General features: G+C 73.4%; 15 protein-coding genes. 3 read left to right on the top strand and 12 right to left on the bottom strand.

Annotated features, from left to right (window positions below):
• Positions 1-152: 152 nt before the first annotated feature.
• Positions 153-2,369, bottom strand: a complete 2,217-nt coding sequence (locus D7231_RS19400; RefSeq protein ID WP_120756719.1) for an MMPL family transporter — start codon at positions 2,367-2,369, stop codon at positions 153-155.
• Positions 2,370-2,484: 115 nt separating this feature from the next.
• Positions 2,485-3,084: a TetR/AcrR family transcriptional regulator gene (locus D7231_RS19395; protein ID WP_241999796.1), complete on the bottom strand. Its 600-nt coding sequence runs from the start codon at positions 3,082-3,084 to the stop codon at positions 2,485-2,487.
• A gap of 158 nt (positions 3,085-3,242) precedes the next feature.
• Between D7231_RS19395 and D7231_RS19390 the strand changes: the two genes are divergently transcribed.
• Entirely contained in the window at positions 3,243-6,587 is a 3,345-nt protein-coding gene (locus D7231_RS19390) for a S41 family peptidase (protein ID WP_241999795.1), read from the top strand.
• 76 nt (positions 6,588-6,663) lie between these two features.
• Here D7231_RS19390 and D7231_RS36560 read toward each other — a convergent pair whose 3' ends face one another.
• The 4 genes from D7231_RS36560 to D7231_RS19375 all read right to left on the bottom strand — a co-directional run bounded on the left by D7231_RS36560 (position 6,664) and on the right by D7231_RS19375 (position 9,538).
• A complete protein-coding gene (locus D7231_RS36560) occupies positions 6,664-6,837 on the bottom strand; it encodes a hypothetical protein (protein ID WP_158673785.1) in 174 nt (57 codons plus the stop codon).
• Positions 6,838-6,851: 14 nt separating this feature from the next.
• A complete protein-coding gene (locus D7231_RS19385) occupies positions 6,852-7,037 on the bottom strand; it encodes a hypothetical protein (protein ID WP_120756716.1) in 186 nt (61 codons plus the stop codon).
• A gap of 99 nt (positions 7,038-7,136) precedes the next feature.
• Positions 7,137-8,015: an SDR family oxidoreductase gene (locus tag D7231_RS19380; protein WP_120756715.1), complete on the bottom strand. Its 879-nt coding sequence runs from the start codon at positions 8,013-8,015 to the stop codon at positions 7,137-7,139.
• Positions 8,012-9,538, bottom strand: coding sequence for a flavin-containing monooxygenase (locus tag D7231_RS19375; protein ID WP_120756714.1), 1,527 nt, complete (start codon positions 9,536-9,538; stop codon positions 8,012-8,014). The genes D7231_RS19380 and D7231_RS19375 overlap by 4 nt, the downstream gene beginning before the upstream one ends.
• 164 nt (positions 9,539-9,702) lie before the next feature.
• Here D7231_RS19375 and D7231_RS19370 point away from each other — a divergent pair, with 164 nt between their 5' ends.
• Positions 9,703-10,572 (top strand): MerR family transcriptional regulator, encoded by an 870-nt coding sequence (locus D7231_RS19370; protein WP_120756713.1) that lies wholly within the window; start codon positions 9,703-9,705, stop codon positions 10,570-10,572.
• Positions 10,573-10,785: 213 nt separating this feature from the next.
• On the opposite strand, the gene D7231_RS19365 is transcribed toward D7231_RS19370, so the two are convergent.
• The 3 genes from D7231_RS19365 to D7231_RS19355 all read right to left on the bottom strand — a co-directional run bounded on the left by D7231_RS19365 (position 10,786) and on the right by D7231_RS19355 (position 12,405).
• A complete protein-coding gene (locus D7231_RS19365) occupies positions 10,786-11,109 on the bottom strand; it encodes a hypothetical protein (protein WP_120756712.1) in 324 nt (107 codons plus the stop codon).
• Complete coding sequence (locus D7231_RS19360; protein WP_120756711.1) at positions 11,106-11,453, bottom strand: hypothetical protein; 348 nt, start codon at positions 11,451-11,453, stop codon at positions 11,106-11,108. Before D7231_RS19360 ends, D7231_RS19365 begins: the two co-directional genes overlap by 4 nt.
• A gap of 160 nt (positions 11,454-11,613) precedes the next feature.
• A complete protein-coding gene (locus tag D7231_RS19355) occupies positions 11,614-12,405 on the bottom strand; it encodes an exodeoxyribonuclease III (protein WP_194959968.1) in 792 nt (263 codons plus the stop codon).
• A 35-nt stretch (positions 12,406-12,440) separates the two neighbouring features.
• On the opposite strand from D7231_RS19355, the gene D7231_RS19350 reads away from it, so the two are divergent.
• On the top strand, positions 12,441-12,926 hold the full coding sequence (locus tag D7231_RS19350; RefSeq protein WP_120756709.1) for a GNAT family N-acetyltransferase: 486 nt from the start codon (positions 12,441-12,443) through the stop codon (positions 12,924-12,926).
• A gap of 36 nt (positions 12,927-12,962) precedes the next feature.
• Here D7231_RS19350 and D7231_RS19345 read toward each other — a convergent pair whose 3' ends face one another.
• From D7231_RS19345 to D7231_RS19335, 3 genes are read right to left on the bottom strand one after another with little or no spacing between them, the layout of a single operon-like run.
• A complete protein-coding gene (locus D7231_RS19345) occupies positions 12,963-13,457 on the bottom strand; it encodes a DUF1269 domain-containing protein (RefSeq protein WP_120756708.1) in 495 nt (164 codons plus the stop codon).
• 37 nt (positions 13,458-13,494) lie between these two features.
• The gene (locus tag D7231_RS19340; protein ID WP_120756707.1) at positions 13,495-14,751 is read right to left on the bottom strand and encodes a sensor histidine kinase; all 1,257 of its coding nucleotides are present in this window, start codon (positions 14,749-14,751) and stop codon (positions 13,495-13,497) included.
• Between the two features lie 22 nt (positions 14,752-14,773).
• A complete protein-coding gene (locus D7231_RS19335; protein ID WP_120756706.1) occupies positions 14,774-15,328 on the bottom strand; it encodes a hypothetical protein in 555 nt (184 codons plus the stop codon).
• Positions 15,329-15,367 lie beyond the last annotated feature (39 nt).

Raw genomic sequence — 15,367 nt, 5'->3', positions numbered from 1 at the left:
GCGAGGCGGGGGGTGGTTCCCATTCCGGGCGAATTCATGGCGTACGACACGTTGCGTCGGGGGGCGCGTACGTACGACAGCGGCGCGGCCCGGCGGTGCCGGGCCCACTTGCGTGGGGGCACCACCGGGCCGCGCCGGGTGTCGGGCCGGACTCAGGCCTTGATCAGCTCCCGGTCCTCGTCCGCGTCCGGCGCCTTCGGCGCCACCGGCTCCGCCAGCTGCTTCTGAAGGCCCTCGCCCTCGACGTCCACGTTCGGCAGGATCTTCGCCAGCCAGCCCGGCAGCCACCAGGCCGACTTCCCGAGCAGGGCCAGCACCGCCGGCACGATGGCCATCCGGACGACGAACGCGTCGAAGAAGACGGCGATGGCCAGGCCGAAGCCGATCATCTTGATCATCTGCTCGGAGGAGCCGATGAAGCCGGCGAAGACGCTCATCATGATGATCGCCGCGGCCGTCACCACCCGCGCACCGTGCTTGAAGCCGGTCACGACGGCCTGGCCCGGCCGCTCGCCGTGGACGAACGCCTCCCGCATCCGCGTGACGAGGAAGACCTCGTAGTCCATGGCGAGGCCGAAGACGACGCCCACCATGAAGATCGGCATCATGCTCATGATCGGCCCGGTCTCCTCGACGCCGAAGAGCGAGCCCAGCCAGCCCCACTGGAAGACCGCCACGACGGCGCCCAGCGCGGCGACCACCGACAGCAGGAAGCCGAGCGCGGCCTTCAGCGGCACCAGCACGGACCGGAAGACGACCATCAGCAGCAGGAAGGCCAGGCCGACGACCAGCGCCAGGTAGGGCAGCAGGGCGTCGTTGAGCTTCTGCGAGACGTCGATGTTCATCGCCGTGGAGCCGGTGACGAGCACCTCCGCGCCCGTGTCCGCCTTGAGCGAGCCGCCCTCGGCGCGGATCGCGTGGACGAGGTCCTCGGTGTCCGTGCTGGTCGGCTTGGACTTGGGGACGACGGTGAGCATGGCCGTGTCACCGGCCGGGTTGAAGTGCGCCGGGGTCACGGTGGCGACGTTGTCCAGGCCCTTCAGGGTGTCGCCGACCTTCTGGACCGCGCCCTTGGGGTCCTTGGCGTCCGCCACGTCGGTGATGACCATGAGCGGGCCGTTGAAGCCGGGGCCGAAGCCCTCGGACAGCAGGTCGTACGCCTTGCGCTGCGTGCTGCTCTTGGACGCCGCGCCGTCGTCCGGCAGGCCCAGCTCCAGCGAGGCCGCCGGGACGGCGATCGCGCCGAGGCCGAGCACGCCCGCGACGAGCACGAGGACGGGCTTGCGCAGGACGAGGCGGGCCCAGCGGGTGCCCATGTTGGGCTTCTCGTCGGCGGCCGCGCCCGGCGGGGCCTTGCGGACCTTGCGGGCCAGCACCTGCTTGCCGGCGAAGCCGAGCAGCGCGGGGATGAGCGAGAGCGCGATCAGCACCGCGATGGTGACGGTGCCCGCCGCGGCCATGCCCATCTTCGTCAGCATGGGGATGTTGACGACCATGAGGCCCGCGAGCGCGATGACGACCGTCAGGCCGGCGAAGACCACCGCGGAACCGGCGGTTCCGACGGCCCGTCCGGCCGCTTCCTCGCGCTCACGCCCCTCGGCCAGCTCCGCGCGGTAGCGGGAGACGATGAACAGCGCGTAGTCGATGCCGACCGCGAGGCCGATCATCATGGCGAGCGTGGAGGTGCTGGTGGAGAGGTCCAGCAGGGGCGCGAGCGCCGCGATGGACGAGACGCCGATGCCGACGCCGATGATGGCCGTCAGCAGCGGCAGGCCCGCGGCGACCAGCGAGCCGAAGGTGATCAGCAGGACGACCGCGGACACGGCGATGCCGATGACCTCGGAGCCGCCCTCGGGCATCTCCTGGAGCACGCTGCCGCCGACCTCGACGGTCAGCCCGGCGTCACGGCCGTGCTGGGCCGCGTCCTTGAGCTCGGTGCGCGAGTCCTCGGTCAGGTCCATGGACTTGACCTTGTACGCGGCGGACGCGTAGCCGGTGGTGCCGGCCGGGTTGACGGTCTTCCCCACGAAGGGGTCGGCCGCGCCGGCCACCTGCGGGCTGTGCTTCAGCTCGGCGATGACCTTCTCGACGGCCGCCTTGTTCTTGGCGTCCGTGAGCTTCTGGCCCTCGGGGGCCTTGAAGACGATGCGGGCGGAGGCGTTCTGCTCGTTGTTGCCCGGGAAGCGCTTCTCCAGCAGGTCGAAGGCGCGCTGCGCCTCCGTGCCCGGGATGGAGAAGTCGTTGTTGCTGGACTTGGACGCGGTGGCTGCGCCGGCCCCGGCGAGGACCAGCAGCAGCACCCATATCAGGGCGAAGTACCAGCGCCGCCGGTAGGCGAGCCGGCCGAGTCTGTAGAGGAACGTGGCCACTAGGGGTGGTGCTCCCGTCGGATCAGTGGATGAACAAGGGCATGGGGATGCAGCCCGACGACGAGAGCGGCGCGTCAGCTGGGCGGTGGGGGGGTGGGGAGTTGTGTGGGGGAAGTCAGACGCCGAGAGCGGGGAGCACCACGGCGTCGAGGTAGCGGACCAGGTACGCGGCGTCCGCGGGCCGGTCCTCGACCAGCGGACGGGTCATGAACGCGCCGAGCATCATGTGCGCGACGAAGTCGGTCGCGGGGTTGTCCGCGGCGATCTCGCCCCGCTCGACCGCGCGCCGCAGCATCGCCCGGAGACCTTCGGCCTCCGGCTCGATCAGTAGCTCGCGCAGCGCCCGGTGCAGATCGGGGTTCGCGTGGATCGCGTGCCCCAGCCCCCGCATAAGGGCGGCGTCCTGTGCCATCTGCTCATCGTCGGCCTCGCACACCATCGCTCGGAGATCACCGCGCAGTGTGCCGGTGTCGATGTCCGCCAGCTTGATCGGCTTCTTGTGGCGCAGGGCCCCCACGACCAGCTCGGGCTTGCCCTTCCACTGGCGGTAGAGGGTGGCCTTGCTGGCGTGCGTGCGGGTGGCGACGGCGTCCATGGTCAGGGCGTCGTAGCCGACCTCGCGCAGGATCGCGAGGACCGCCTCGTAGAGCTCGGCCTCGCGCTCGGGGGTGAGCCGGGTGCGGCGCGCCGCCGGCCTGGGTGATTCCGTGGACACGTCCGCCTCCTTGAGCGTGCGCACACGTACGAAACGGTTTCGTACACATCGAGCGTACGACGCCCCCTTGCGAAACGATGCCGTTTCGCACGTGTTCTCCATCACGGAGCGCGGAGGCTCCGGTTGCCGCGCCACCCGCGGGCCGAAACGATGGTGGAGTGAGTGATTCTTACCTGAGATTTCCTCATCTCCACGGTGACCTCTTCTGCTTCACCGCGGAGGACGACCTGTGGCTGGCCCCCCTGGCGCCGGGGACGTCCGGCGGCCGGGCCTGGCGGCTGACCGTCGACCGCACCCGCGTCGGCCATCCCCGCTTCTCCCCCGACGGCCGCCACATCGCCTACACGAACTGGCGCAGCCTCGACCCCGAGATCCACCTGGCCCCGGTCGACGGCGGCCCCGCCCGCCGGCTCACCTACTGGGGCAGCACCGACGCCCGCGTCTGCGGCTGGGCCCCCTCGGACCGCAACGGCGGCCACGACGTCCTCGCCGTCTCCTCGCACGGCCAGCCGTTCTCGTACTTCTCGTGGGCCTACCGGGTGCCGACCGACGGCGGCCCGGGGCTGCGGCTGCCCTGGGGGCCGGTCTCCGACATCGCGATCGGCGAGGCCGGGGGCGAGCACCGCACGCTGCTGCTGGCCGGCAAGCCGCCGCACGAGCCGGCCGCCTGGAAGCGCTACCGCGGCGGGGCCACGGGCCGGCTGTGGCTGCTGGGCGCGAAGGAGCGGCGGCTGGTGCCGGACATCGGCGGCCACCTCGACTCGGTGATGTTCGCGGGCGGCCGGATCGCCTTCCTCTCCGACCACGAAGGCGTCGGCAACCTCTACTCCTGCCTGCCCGACGGCTCGCAGCTGCGCCGCCACACCGACCACGACGACTTCTACGCCCGGCACGCCTCGACCGACGGCGAGCGCATCGTCTACCAGTGCGCGGGCGAGCTGTGGCTGGTGGACGACCTCGGGCCGGACGGACGGCCGCGCCGCCTGGAAGTGACGCTGGGCGGGCCGCGCGCCGGGCGGCGCCCCTACCAGGTGCAGGCCGCCTCCAACGTGGACGGCGTGAGCGTGGACACCACGGGCCGGGCGAGCGCCGTCCAGGTGCGCGGCAGCCTCTACTGGCTCACCCACCGCGACGGCCCCGCCCGTACCATCGCCGACACCCCGGGCGTCCGGGTGCGGCTGCCGGAGATGCTCGGCGCGTCCGGGCGGGTGGCGTACGTGACGGACGCGGAGGGCGAGGACGCGATCGAGATCGCCCAGCTGCCGCGCGCCGCGGGCCCGGCCGAGCCGCGGCGGCTCGGCGCGGGCCGGATCGGGCGGGTGCACGAGACCCTGGCCTCCCCCGACGGGGAACGGCTGGCGCTGGCCACGCACGACGGGCGGCTGCTGCTCGTGGACACCTCGGCCGACGGCACGGGGCCGGGCGAAGGCGAAGGTGAAAGCGAGGGCGAGGGCTCCGGCTCGGGATCAGACGAGGGCGCGGGGCCGGGCGCCGGCGCCGGGGAGGTCAGCGAGCTGATCCGGTCGGCCAACGGGCCGGTGCGCGACCTCGCCTTCTCACCCGACTCGGAGTGGCTGGCCTGGTCCCACCCCGGCATCGGCCGCTCCCTGCGCCAGATCAAGATCGCACGGCTGAAGGACCGGCTGGTCGTCGACGTGACCAACGGACGCTTCGAGGACGAGCAGCCGGTCTTCACCCGCGACGGCCGCTACCTCGCCTTCCTCTCCTGGCGCGGCTTCGACCCCGTCTACGACGTGCACACCGGCGACCTGTCCTTCCCGCTGGGCTGCCGCCCCTACCTCGTCCCGCTGTCCTCGGCGACGCCCTCGCCGTTCGCGCTGTCCGCCGAGGGCCGGCCGGCGGCGGGCGGCCTGGACCTGGAGGACACCGGGGCCGGGCCGACGCTGGTCGAGGCGGAGGGCCTGGAGAGCCGGGTGACGCCCTTCCCCGTGGCCGCCTCCAAGTACTCGGCGCTGCGGCCGGTCAGCGGCGGCGGCCTGGTCTGGCTGCGCTGGCCGATCTCCGGCGCGCTCGGCGAGACCTTCGCCAACCCCGCCGACACCTCGGGCCGCCCCACGCTGGAGCACTTCGACCTCACCAAGGCCAAGCGCACCGAACTCAGCAGCTCCCTCGACTGGTTCGCGGTCAGCGGCGACGGCAGCCGCCTCGTCGTCAACGACGAGGGCGACCTGCGGGCCGTCCCCGCCACGGACACCCCCGACCCCGAGTCGACGGTCTTCATCGACATGCGGCGCATCCTGCACGACGTCGACCCCGGCGCCGAGTGGCGGCAGGCCTACGAGGAGGCCGGGCGCATCGTCCGCGCGTACTTCTGGGAGCCGGGCATGTGCGGCATCGACTGGGACGCGGTGCTCGGCCAGTACCGGCCCCTGGTCGACCGGGTCGCCACCCCCGACGACTTCGCCGACCTGCTGCGCGAGGTCCTCGGCGAGCTGGGCACCTCGCACGCCTACGTCGCCCCCGCCCGCCGCAACGAGGGCCCGCCGCACTACCAGCGCGCCATCGGCCTGCTCGGCGCCAACCTCACGCACCGGAAGGACGGCTCCTGGGCGGTCCGGCGCATCCTGCCCGGCGACTCCTCCGACTCCAAGGCCCGCTCCCCGCTGGCCGGTTCGGGCATCCGCGAGGGCGCGGCCCTCACGCACGTCGACGGCCGCCCCGTCGACCCGGTGGCCGGCCCGTACCCGCTGCTCGCGGCGGCGGGCGGCACCACCGTGGAGCTCACCTTCCGCTCCCCCGGACCGGAGGGGCACCCGCGCCGCGTCGCCGTCGTCCCGCTCGTCGACGAGCGCCCGCTGCGCTACCAGGACTGGGTGGCCAAGCGCCGCGCGGTCGTCCGCGAGCTCAGCGGCGGCAAGTGCGGCTACCTCCACATCCCCGACATGGGCGGCTCGGGCTGGGCCCAGTTCAACCGCGACCTGCGCATGGAGATGTCCCGCCCCGCCCTGATCGTGGACGTGCGCGGCAACGCGGGCGGCAACATCAGCGAGCTGGTCGTGGAGAAGCTCACCCGCACCATCATCGGCTGGGACCTCACGCGCGACGCCCAGCCCGTGTCGTACGCGAGCAACGCCCCGCGCGGGCCGGTCGTCGCCATCGCCGACGAGATGACCTCCTCCGACGGCGACATGATCACCGCGGCCTTCAAGTTGCAGGGCATCGGCCCGGTGATCGGCCTGCGCACCTGGGGCGGCGTGGTCGGGATGACCGGCCGCCACCGGCTCGGGGACGGCACGGCGATCACGGTGCCGATGAACGCGGCGTGGTTCGACGCGTACGGCTGGACGATCGAGAACCGGGGCGTCGAACCCGACGTCGAGATCGACCGCACGCCGCTCGACTGGGCCGAGGGCCGGCACAAGCAGCTGGACGACGCGGTGCAGATCGCGCTCGACCTGCTGGAACGGCACGGCGCGGCGCAGCCGCCGGACTACTCGGGGGTGCCGGACCTGAGGCGGCCGAAGCTGCCGCCGCGGAGCTGACCACGGCGCCACGGGTCAGGGGCGCACCCCTCGCGGGGTGCGCCCCTGATACGTGCATTTGCCGCGTGTTCCGCTGTCAGATCTCGAAGTTCTCGTCGAACGTGTCGCGGCGGTCCCACTCCTCCTGCTCCTTGCGGATCAGTTCGTGGCGGGCCTTGTCGTTGGCGTCCTGCTGGGACTTCTTACCGGTCTGCGCAGCCTTTCCGGCCTGCTGCTCGGCCTTGCTCCTGGCCTTGTCTCCCTTGGCCACGGGACTCAGCTCCCTCAGGTGCGGTCGTCGAGCTCGTCGCGCAGGTCGTCGAAGGACCGCTGCTGACCCTCCTGCTGCTGCTTGCGCTCCCGGAGCTTGTCCTGCGCCTCCTGGCCCTTCTGCTGCGCCTGCTGCTTGGACCGCTCCAGCTTCTGCTTGGCCTGCTGCGCCTTGCCCTGCATCTCGTCCTTGATGCCCATGGCTGTTCTCACTCCTCAGCGAGAGGGGATGGGGACGTTTTGCCCCGGAACAGCCTGACATGCCCCATCTTAGCCCGCATATCGTAGGACTACGCTGCGCTACGCCCGCGTACGCTCCCGTTCGTCCGCCGCCCCGCCCGCGCCCACCAGCCCCGCGCGCACGCCCGCGAGCCTCGGCTCGTACCGCCGCATCTCGCGCCGCGCGCCCAGGGCGAGCAGGCCGGGCAGCCAGCCCCGGGCGCCCTGCATCGCCCGCAGCCAGCCCTGCCCGTACACCTGCGCCGCGCGCCGCTCGATGCCGTCGACCAGGCGGTCCGCGGCCGGGCCGAGAGGATAGGTGCGGTTGGCGGGCCAGGGCAGGCGCTGCCGCATCTCGCGCATCACCTCGTCCTCGTCGGCCCCGCGCACCATGTCCGTGTCGGTCCAGCTCAGGTAGGCGACGCCGACCCGCACGCCCTTGTGGGCGACCTCGCCGCGCACGCAGCGCGCGTACGCTTCGACGCCCGCCTTCGACGCGCAGTAGGCGCTCATCATCGGCGCCGGGGCCATCGCGGCGAGCGAGGCGATCTGGAGGAGGTAGCCGCGGCTCTCGGCGAGGACGGGCAGGAAGGCGCGGCCCGTCACGGCGCTGCCGACGAGGTTGACGTCCACGACGCGGCGCCAGCTCTCCGGGTCGGAGGAGATGAACGGGCCGCCCCCGGCGACGCCCGCGTTGGCCACGACGATGTCGGTCTTGCCGAAGCGGGCCTTGACCTCGCGGGCGACCTGCGCCATGCGCTCGTGGTCGGTGACGTCCGCGTGCCAGTGCGCGGCGTCCTCGTGCAGCGAGGCCGCGACGCGCGCCAGCTCGTCGGGCTCCAGGCCCACCAGCGCGACGCGGGCGCCGCGCGCCGACAGCTTGCGGGCCAGCTGCTCGCCCACGCCGCGGGCGGCGCCGGTGACGACGGCGACCTGGCCTTCGAGGCTCACCCGGCTCATCGCGCGGCCCCCGTCCCGGCCGCTGCGGGGACGGCTGTGCGGGGCGTGCGCGGCGGCCGCAGCACCTGGTATTCGGAGAGGTTCACCTCGCGGGTGACCTTGCGGAACTCGGCGGTGGTGCCGGGCCAGACCGTGGTGTTGCGGCCGTTGGCGTCCAGGTACCAGCTCCGGCAGCCGGTGTTCCAGACCGTACGTTCCATGCGGCGCTGGATGTGCCGGTTCCAGGCGTTGACCGCGGAGGGGCGGGCGTCCAGGGCCGCCTTGCCGCCGAGGGTGTTCAGCTGCCGCATGAAGTCGGCCAGGTAGTTCAGCTGGGACTCGATGATGAGGATCATCGAGCTGTTGCCCAGCGCGGTGTTGGGCCCGATGACGGTGAGGAAGTTGGGGAAGCCGGCGGCGCTGGTGCCGCGCAGGGCCGCCATGCCGTCCTTCCACGCCTCGGCGAGCGTCACGCCGCCGGCGCCGGTGACCCGCTCCCCGATCGGCATGTCCGTGACCCGGAAGCCCGTGCCGAAGACGAGGACGTCGGCCTCGGCCTCCGTGCCGTCGGCGGCGACCAGCGTCCGGCCCCGCACCTCGGCCAGCTCGGAGGCCACCAGGTCCACATTGGGGCGGGCGAGCGCCGGGTAGTAGTCGCTGGAGAGCAGGATGCGCTTGCAGCCGATGCGGTAGTCCGGGGTCAGCCGGGCCCGCAGGGCCGGGTCCGCGACGGCCTTGCGCATGTGGGCCAGCGCCAGCTTCTCCACGAAGCGCATCCGCTCCGGGCGCTTGGTGAAGTTGCTGACCTGGAGCTCCCGGATGCCCCACAGGATGCCGCGGCGCAGCGCCGCCGTCGCGGGCAGCAGGGTGTGCAGCCGGCGCTCGGCGGCCGAGACGGGGCGGTCGAAGCGGGGCAGCACCCACGGCGGCGTGCGCTGGAAGAGGGTGACGCGGCCCGCCTCGGGCTGGATGCCCGGCACTATCTGGATCGCGGAGGCGCCGGTGCCGATCACGGCGACGCGCTTGCCGCGCAGGTCGGCGTCGTGGTCCCAGCGGGAGGAGTGGAAGACCTTGCCGGGGAAGGAGTCCAGGCCGGGGATCTCCGGGATGCGCGGGTCGGCGAGGGGACCGGTGGCGGAGACGACGACGTCGGCGGTCCAGTCGCCGCCGGCCGTGGTGATCTCCCAGTGCAGCCGCTCCTCGTCCCAGCGCATCTGCTGCACCTCGGAGTTGAGGCGCAGGTGGGGGCGGAGGCCGAAGGTGTCGGTGACGTGCTCCAGGTACGCCCGTATGTGCGGCTGGCCGGAAAAGCTGCGCGGCCAGGCGGGGTTGGCGGCGAAGGAGAAGGAGTAGAGGTGGGAGGGCACGTCGCAGGCGCAGCCGGGGTAGGTGTTGTCGCGCCAGGTGCCGCCCACGGAGTCCGCGCGCTCCAGGACCACGAAGTCGGTGATCCCCTCGCGGCGCAGCCGGACCGCCGCCCCCAGCCCGCCGAAGCCGGACCCGATCACCGCCACCCGTACGTGCTGACGCTCGTGCTCGGCCATGCCGCCGCCTCCCGGATTCGACACAACTGCGCCAGCAATCACTGGCACGATGGGGAGCGTAGGGCAGAGCCTGGAGAAGCGATAGGGGTACAGGGAAAGGAAGTTACCGCCGGTCGCACGGGCGCTTACGCTACGCGCGTGACCACGGACGAGGGGACGACGCGATGGGTGACGGAGGGGTCCGCGGGGTGGTGGACGCGGGCGGGCAGGAGGCCCGCGCACCGGAGCCGGCCGGGCGCGAGGCCCGCTCCCCGGAGCCGGCCGGGGCCGCCGCGCGGCAGTACCGGGCCGCCGAGCTCGCCGACGCCGCCGGGATCACCCCGCGCACGCTGCGCTTCTACCGCGAGCGCAAACTGCTGCCGGCGCCGCGGCGCGAGGGCCGCATCGCCTGGTACGGCCCGCCGCACCTGGCCCGGCTGCGGACGATCGCCGCGCTCCTGGAGCGCGGGCACACCCTCGGCGGCATCGCCGAGCTGATCAGCGCCTTCGAGTGCGGGCGGGACGTGGGCGAGCTGCTGGGGCTGGCGGGCGCGGGCGCGGCCGTCGCCGTCCCGTGGCAGGAGGAGCCCGCCGTCCGCCTCACCCCGGCCGAGCTGGCCGACCGCTTCGGCGGCGAGATCACCCCGGAGAACGTGACCGCCTCGCTCGACATGGGCTACCTCGGCGTCGACAGCGGCGGCGACGGGGACGAGATCGTGCACGTCAGCCGGCGCCTCCTCGACGCCTCGACCGCGCTCGTGCGGCGGCACGGCGTCCCACTGGCCGCGGTGCTCGCCGCGGGCCGCGAGGTGCGGGCCCACGCGGACGCCCTCGCCGGGACGTTCACCGAGCTCATCCGCGCCCACGTCCTCCCCGGCCTGCAACCGGGCGAGCCCGCCACCGGCGCGGCGCTCGACGAGCTGCGGGGCATCGCCAAGACGGTCATGGACGCGGAGATCACCATGGCCCTGGACCGGCGCGTGCGCACCGAGCCGGCTGTCTGGCTCGGTGCGCACGGCGCCGCCGGCGAACCGGGACCCGCCAGACCCGGCTGACGGCGGCGAGGACGCACGGGCGCGCCATGCCGCGACCACGCCCGCACGCCGGCCGGTCAGACCAACTGTGCGTCCACAGAGGTGAATTGAAGCAGCCCCGCGCCCGAGGTTGGGCGGGAAGCCGGAGTCTGCGCGCGCAAACGGCGTGATTCCGCCGAATGAACCGAAGCCCTCCGAATCAGCCGGAGCCCGCATCGGCTGACAGCGGTCCCGTCACTGCCAGAAGATCTCTTCCACAACAATCTGCGGGTCCTGGGTCCGCCGCACGAACGTGTACTTCAACCAGCCGTGCCCGTTGTCGAAGTGCAGGATGCGGGGGCCTTTCGGATCGCTGGACCTGGCGGGTTCGACAAGCATGCCTTCGGGCAGGTCTACGTCCGCGTCGACCCCGCGGAAGTACGGGTCTTCCGTCGTGACCAGCTCCGCACGAGCTGCGTCGATCATCTTGCGCACGTGCTCGGGCAGCGCGTCGCGGGCGGCCTGGGCCTTGAGGGTCCAGTCCATCTGCCAGGGCGGACCCATGAACCCGCTGGTCACTGACCAGGCTCCGTGCGGGCTGCCATGTGGCGGATGTTGGACGCCTCTTCCAGGAGTGCTTTGGCTTCGGCCAGATCGGAGCACTCATAGGCGGCGCGGCGTTCGAGGCCGGTGACGTGGGCGTCGAGCCGCGGGTCGCGGGCGATCGCGTACTCGCCCCACCACCGCGCCATGAAGGCGGGAACGGTGCTGATGTCGTATGCGTCGGCGACGTACCGCTTCCAGTGCGCGTCGAAATCGGACAGGAGCTGGGGCGCGTGCCGGGCGATGGCATCGCGGAGGGCCTTCGGGGTTCTCTCCGGCATGGGCGGGATGCCCGGCTCGCCCGCAGCAGCAGTAGTCATCGTTGCTCTCCTCCGTCCGGCCCGTGCTTCCTGGTACGGGATTTCCGCCCGTGCAGCCTATCGCCGCGCCGGCCGTGGGCGGGGGCGTACAGGGCGGATCCGAGCAGGGCTCGTCCATGCGCTGCCCCATGTGGCGCATGGACGAGGCGCCCCCGCCGGACTAGAGCTCGTAGAACACCGTCACCGGGGCATGGTCCGACCATCGCTCCCCGTGACTCGCGGCCCGCTCCACCAGCCCCTTCACTGCCCGCCGGGCAAACCCGGGCGTGGCGACCTGGTAGTCGATCCGCCAGCCCGAGTCGTTGTCGAAGGCGCGCCCGCGGTACGACCACCACGAGTACGGGCCGTCGACGCCCGGGTGGAGGGAGCGGACCACGTCCACGTACTCGTCGAAGACCTTGCCGAGCCACTCGCGCTCCTCGGGCAGGAAGCCCGCGCTCTTGCGGTTGGCCTTCCAGTTCTTGAGGTCGGCCTCGGTGTGGGCGATGTTCCAGTCGCCGCAGACCAGGACCTCGCGGCCCTCGGCCGCGGCGCGCACCTTGAGCCCCACCAGGTACGGCAGGAACTCCGCCATGAAGCGTTCCTTCTCGTCCTGCCGCTCCGTGCCGACCTCGCCGGAGGGCAGGTAGAGGCTCGCGACGGTGACGCCGGGGAGGTCGATCTCGGCGTAGCGGCCGCTGCCGTCGAACTCGGCCGAGCCGAAGCCGATCCGCACCGCCTCCGGCTCGCGCCGCGAGTAGACCGAGACGCCCGCGCGGCCCTTGGCCGCCGCCGGGGCGTGGAGCGTGAACCAGCCCTCCGGCTCGCGCACCTCGTCGGGCAGCTGGTGCGGCTCGGCCCGGACCTCCTGGAGGCACACGACGTCCGCCTCGGTCCGCGCCAGCCACTCCACGAAGCCCTTCTTGGAGGCCGCGCGGAGTCCATTCACATTTACGCTCGTAACGGTCAGCATTCCGGCACGATACCGACTTCCGTACGATGCCTTGAATGCAGATCTTGCCGGTCGCATACGACCATCCCGACGCGCTGAAGCTCCAGGACCGGGTGCAACTGGAGTACGCGCAACGGTACGGAGACGGTGACGTCACCCCGCTGGAGCCGGCCCAGTTCGCCCCGCCGTGTGGCCTGTATCTCATCGCCTACGAGCCCGGCGGCGCGCCCGTCGCCACCGGCGGCTGGCGCGCCCGCGAGGCGGCGGGCGGCGAGGGCTACGCGGACGGCGACGCCGAGCTGAAGCGGATGTACGTCATACCGGAGGCGCGCGGGCGCGGGCTCGCGCGGCGGATCCTCGCGGAGCTGGAGCGGGACGCCCGGGCGGCGGGCCGGACCCGGATGGTCCTGGAGACGGGCGACAGGCAGCCGGAGGCGATCGAGCTGTACGTGTCGAGCGGGTACGCGCCGGTGCCGGAGCGGGAGAAGTTCGGCATGTACCGCACGTACGAGAGCAGCCGCTGCTTCACGAAGCCGCTGTAGACCCGCCGGGCGGCCCGGCGGCCTCGAGCGCGTGCGTCACGTAGAAGCGATCGCCGCTTCCACCTCGTGGCGGATGTCCTCCGTCCGGTAGCGCGTGGCTTCCCCGTACGGTTCCAGGATCGCGTCGGCCTCCGCCGGGCCGTCCTCGACGAGCTCCGCGACCAGGACCGTGCTGCCCGGCGGCACCTCCGCCGCGAGCATCTCCAGGGCCGCGTTCGCGGCCGTGGCCTCGCGCGCGTCGCGGACGCCGCCCATGAGGCCGCCCGCGCCGAAGCCGATCATGACGCCGAGCGGGCCGCCGAGGATGCCCAGGAGGCCGCCGATCAGGCCGCCGACGGCGAAGGCGCGGGCCGTGCCGGAGTTGTCGACGGCGTCGGGGAAGTCGAGGGTGCCGTCGTCGGCGCGGGAGATCACCGCGCCTTCGCGGAGCTTGAGCCGCCCCGCGGCGTGCGCCTCGCGGAGGGCGTCCAGGGCCCGGTGGCCCTTCTCGGGCGAGGTGACGTTCAGGAAGAGGACGTTGTCGTCTTTCATGGCTTCCACTGTTGGGGCTGCGGGCCCGCCCCGCACCTCAGGAGGCCCCACCCGCCGTGTCCGCCCCGCCTTCCCCGCCTTCCCCGTCCCGTACCGACGCCGTCAGGTCCAGCGTCGCCAGCGCGCCCCCGCCCTCCGGATTGGCGAAGGACAGCCCCGCCCCCAGCACCCGCGCCTGGCCCGCGGCGATCGTCAGGCCCAGGCCGAGCCCGGAGCGCGAGCCCGTACGGAAGCGCTGGGGGCCGCGGGTCAGCAGCTCGGGCGGGAAGCCGGGGCCGCCGTCGCGGACCCGGACGGTGCCGCCGTCGACCTCCACGGCCACGGGCGCACCACCGTGCCGGAAGGCGTTGGTGACCAGGTTGGCGAGGATCCGCTCGACGCGCCGCCCGTCGGTCTCGACCAGGCAGTCCCGCACGACCCGCACCTCCGCGGCCGGGCCCTTGCCGTCCATCCCGGCCACGCGGACCGCGCGCCGCGCCAGCTCGCCCAGCATCCGCAGCTCGGTGTCGGCCTGCTCGGCCGTGCCGTCCAGCCGGGCGACCTCCAGGACGTCCTCCATGAGCGCCCGGAGCCGCTCCGCCCGCTCCCGCACCAGCTCGGCGGGCCGCCCGGGCGGCAGCACCTCGGCGGCGGCGATCAGGCCGGCCACGGGCGTGCGCAGCTCGTGGGCGATGTTCGAGGTGACCTCGCGCTCGGCCTGGAGGCGGGCGGCCAGCGCGTCGGCCATGGTGTTGACGGCGACGATCAGGCGGGCGATCTCGTCCTGCCCGCCGCGCGGCTTGAGGCGGGCGCTGAGGTCGCCGTCGGCGATGCGTTCGGCCGTCCGGGCGGAGGCGTTGAGGCGGCGCCCGGCGACGGTCGCGAGGCCCACGCCGACGACGCCGGCGAAGGCGGTGCCGAGGCCGCCCGCCCACCACAGGGCCTCGTCGAGCTTGCGGAGGTTGTCGGTCTGCCGGGTGTACGGGTGCCGGACGACGATCGTGTCGCGGCCGAGGCGCGTGCCGGCCCACAGCATCGGTACGGGGCCGCTGCGGTCGAGGTACGTGGCGCGCTTGCCCGCGTCGACGGCCTTCCGCAGCGGCCCGGGTATGCGCTCGGGGTTGATGAGCGTGTGCGGCCGGTCGGCGCCCGCGGCGTGGTCCTCGACGGCCGCGGCGAGCCGGCCCTCCAGGGACTCCCGCGCGGTCTCCAGCTGGCTGGTGGCGGTCCGGTGGTGCACGACGAGGCCCATGATGACGGCGACCAGCGCGGCGGTGGCGGTGATCGCCACGCCGATCTTCGTGCGCAGTCCCATGGCTTCCAGCTCTCCTCGGCGGCTAACGCGGGGGGACGGGGAGCCGCAGGTCGCGCAGCTCGCGGGCGAGCGAGGCGGGCAGCCCCTCGGGGTCGACGGTGACGCGCGTGTAGTAGGCGGTGTCCTCGCCGGCGCCGCCGTCCCCGCCGTTCCTGTCGTTCCCACCCTTCCCGCCCTTCCCACCATCCCCGCCCTTCCCATCGGCGGCGCGGCTGACGAGGCCGCTGAGCGTGACCTTGGCGGCGTACGGCCGGTCGGGGGCGCAGGCGGGCCGGCACCAGGTGCCGCGCACGCTGCCGTATGCCTCCGCCGTCGGGCCGCCCCAGGACAGCCAGCGCAGCTCGGTGAGGGAGGCCGCGGGAGAGAGGGTCAGGGCGGCGGGACGGCGCAGCGGCGGCTCGTCCGCGGCCTCGGCGGCTCCCATCACGTAGACGGCTTCGGTGCCCGGCGAGGGGCTGAGGGCGGGGCCGGAGACCTCCAGGCCGCCGGGGTCGGCGCAGCCGCCCAGCAGAACGGCCATGCCGAGCAGGCCCGCGGCGAGGGCCACGGCGCCGGGCGCTGCGGTGAGCGGTCGCACGCGGTTCCTCGGGTCGGGCCGGCGGGGCCGGCGGCCGGT

The organism is Streptomyces klenkii, assembly GCF_003626645.1.
GTDB classification, from domain to species: domain Bacteria; phylum Actinomycetota; class Actinomycetes; order Streptomycetales; family Streptomycetaceae; genus Streptomyces; species Streptomyces klenkii.
Note: the sequence above shows the minus strand (reverse complement) of the source record. Positions and strands in the feature narration are given on the sequence as shown.

Coding starts and splice junctions, on each gene's coding strand:
- D7231_RS19385 (WP_120756716.1), bottom strand. CDS start 7,037: ATGGGCATCAAGGACGAGATGCAGGGCAAGGCGCAGCAGGCCAAGCAG.
- D7231_RS19355 (WP_194959968.1), bottom strand. CDS start 12,405: ATGCTGACCGTTACGAGCGTAAATGTGAATGGACTCCGCGCGGCCTCC.
- D7231_RS19380 (WP_120756715.1), bottom strand. CDS start 8,015: ATGAGCCGGGTGAGCCTCGAAGGCCAGGTCGCCGTCGTCACCGGCGCC.
- D7231_RS19340 (WP_120756707.1), bottom strand. CDS start 14,751: ATGGGACTGCGCACGAAGATCGGCGTGGCGATCACCGCCACCGCCGCG.
- D7231_RS19370 (WP_120756713.1), top strand. CDS start 9,703: ATGGGTGACGGAGGGGTCCGCGGGGTGGTGGACGCGGGCGGGCAGGAG.
- D7231_RS19360 (WP_120756711.1), bottom strand. CDS start 11,453: ATGACTACTGCTGCTGCGGGCGAGCCGGGCATCCCGCCCATGCCGGAG.
- D7231_RS19375 (WP_120756714.1), bottom strand. CDS start 9,538: ATGGCCGAGCACGAGCGTCAGCACGTACGGGTGGCGGTGATCGGGTCC.
- D7231_RS19345 (WP_120756708.1), bottom strand. CDS start 13,457: ATGAAAGACGACAACGTCCTCTTCCTGAACGTCACCTCGCCCGAGAAG.
- D7231_RS19350 (WP_120756709.1), top strand. CDS start 12,441: ATGCAGATCTTGCCGGTCGCATACGACCATCCCGACGCGCTGAAGCTC.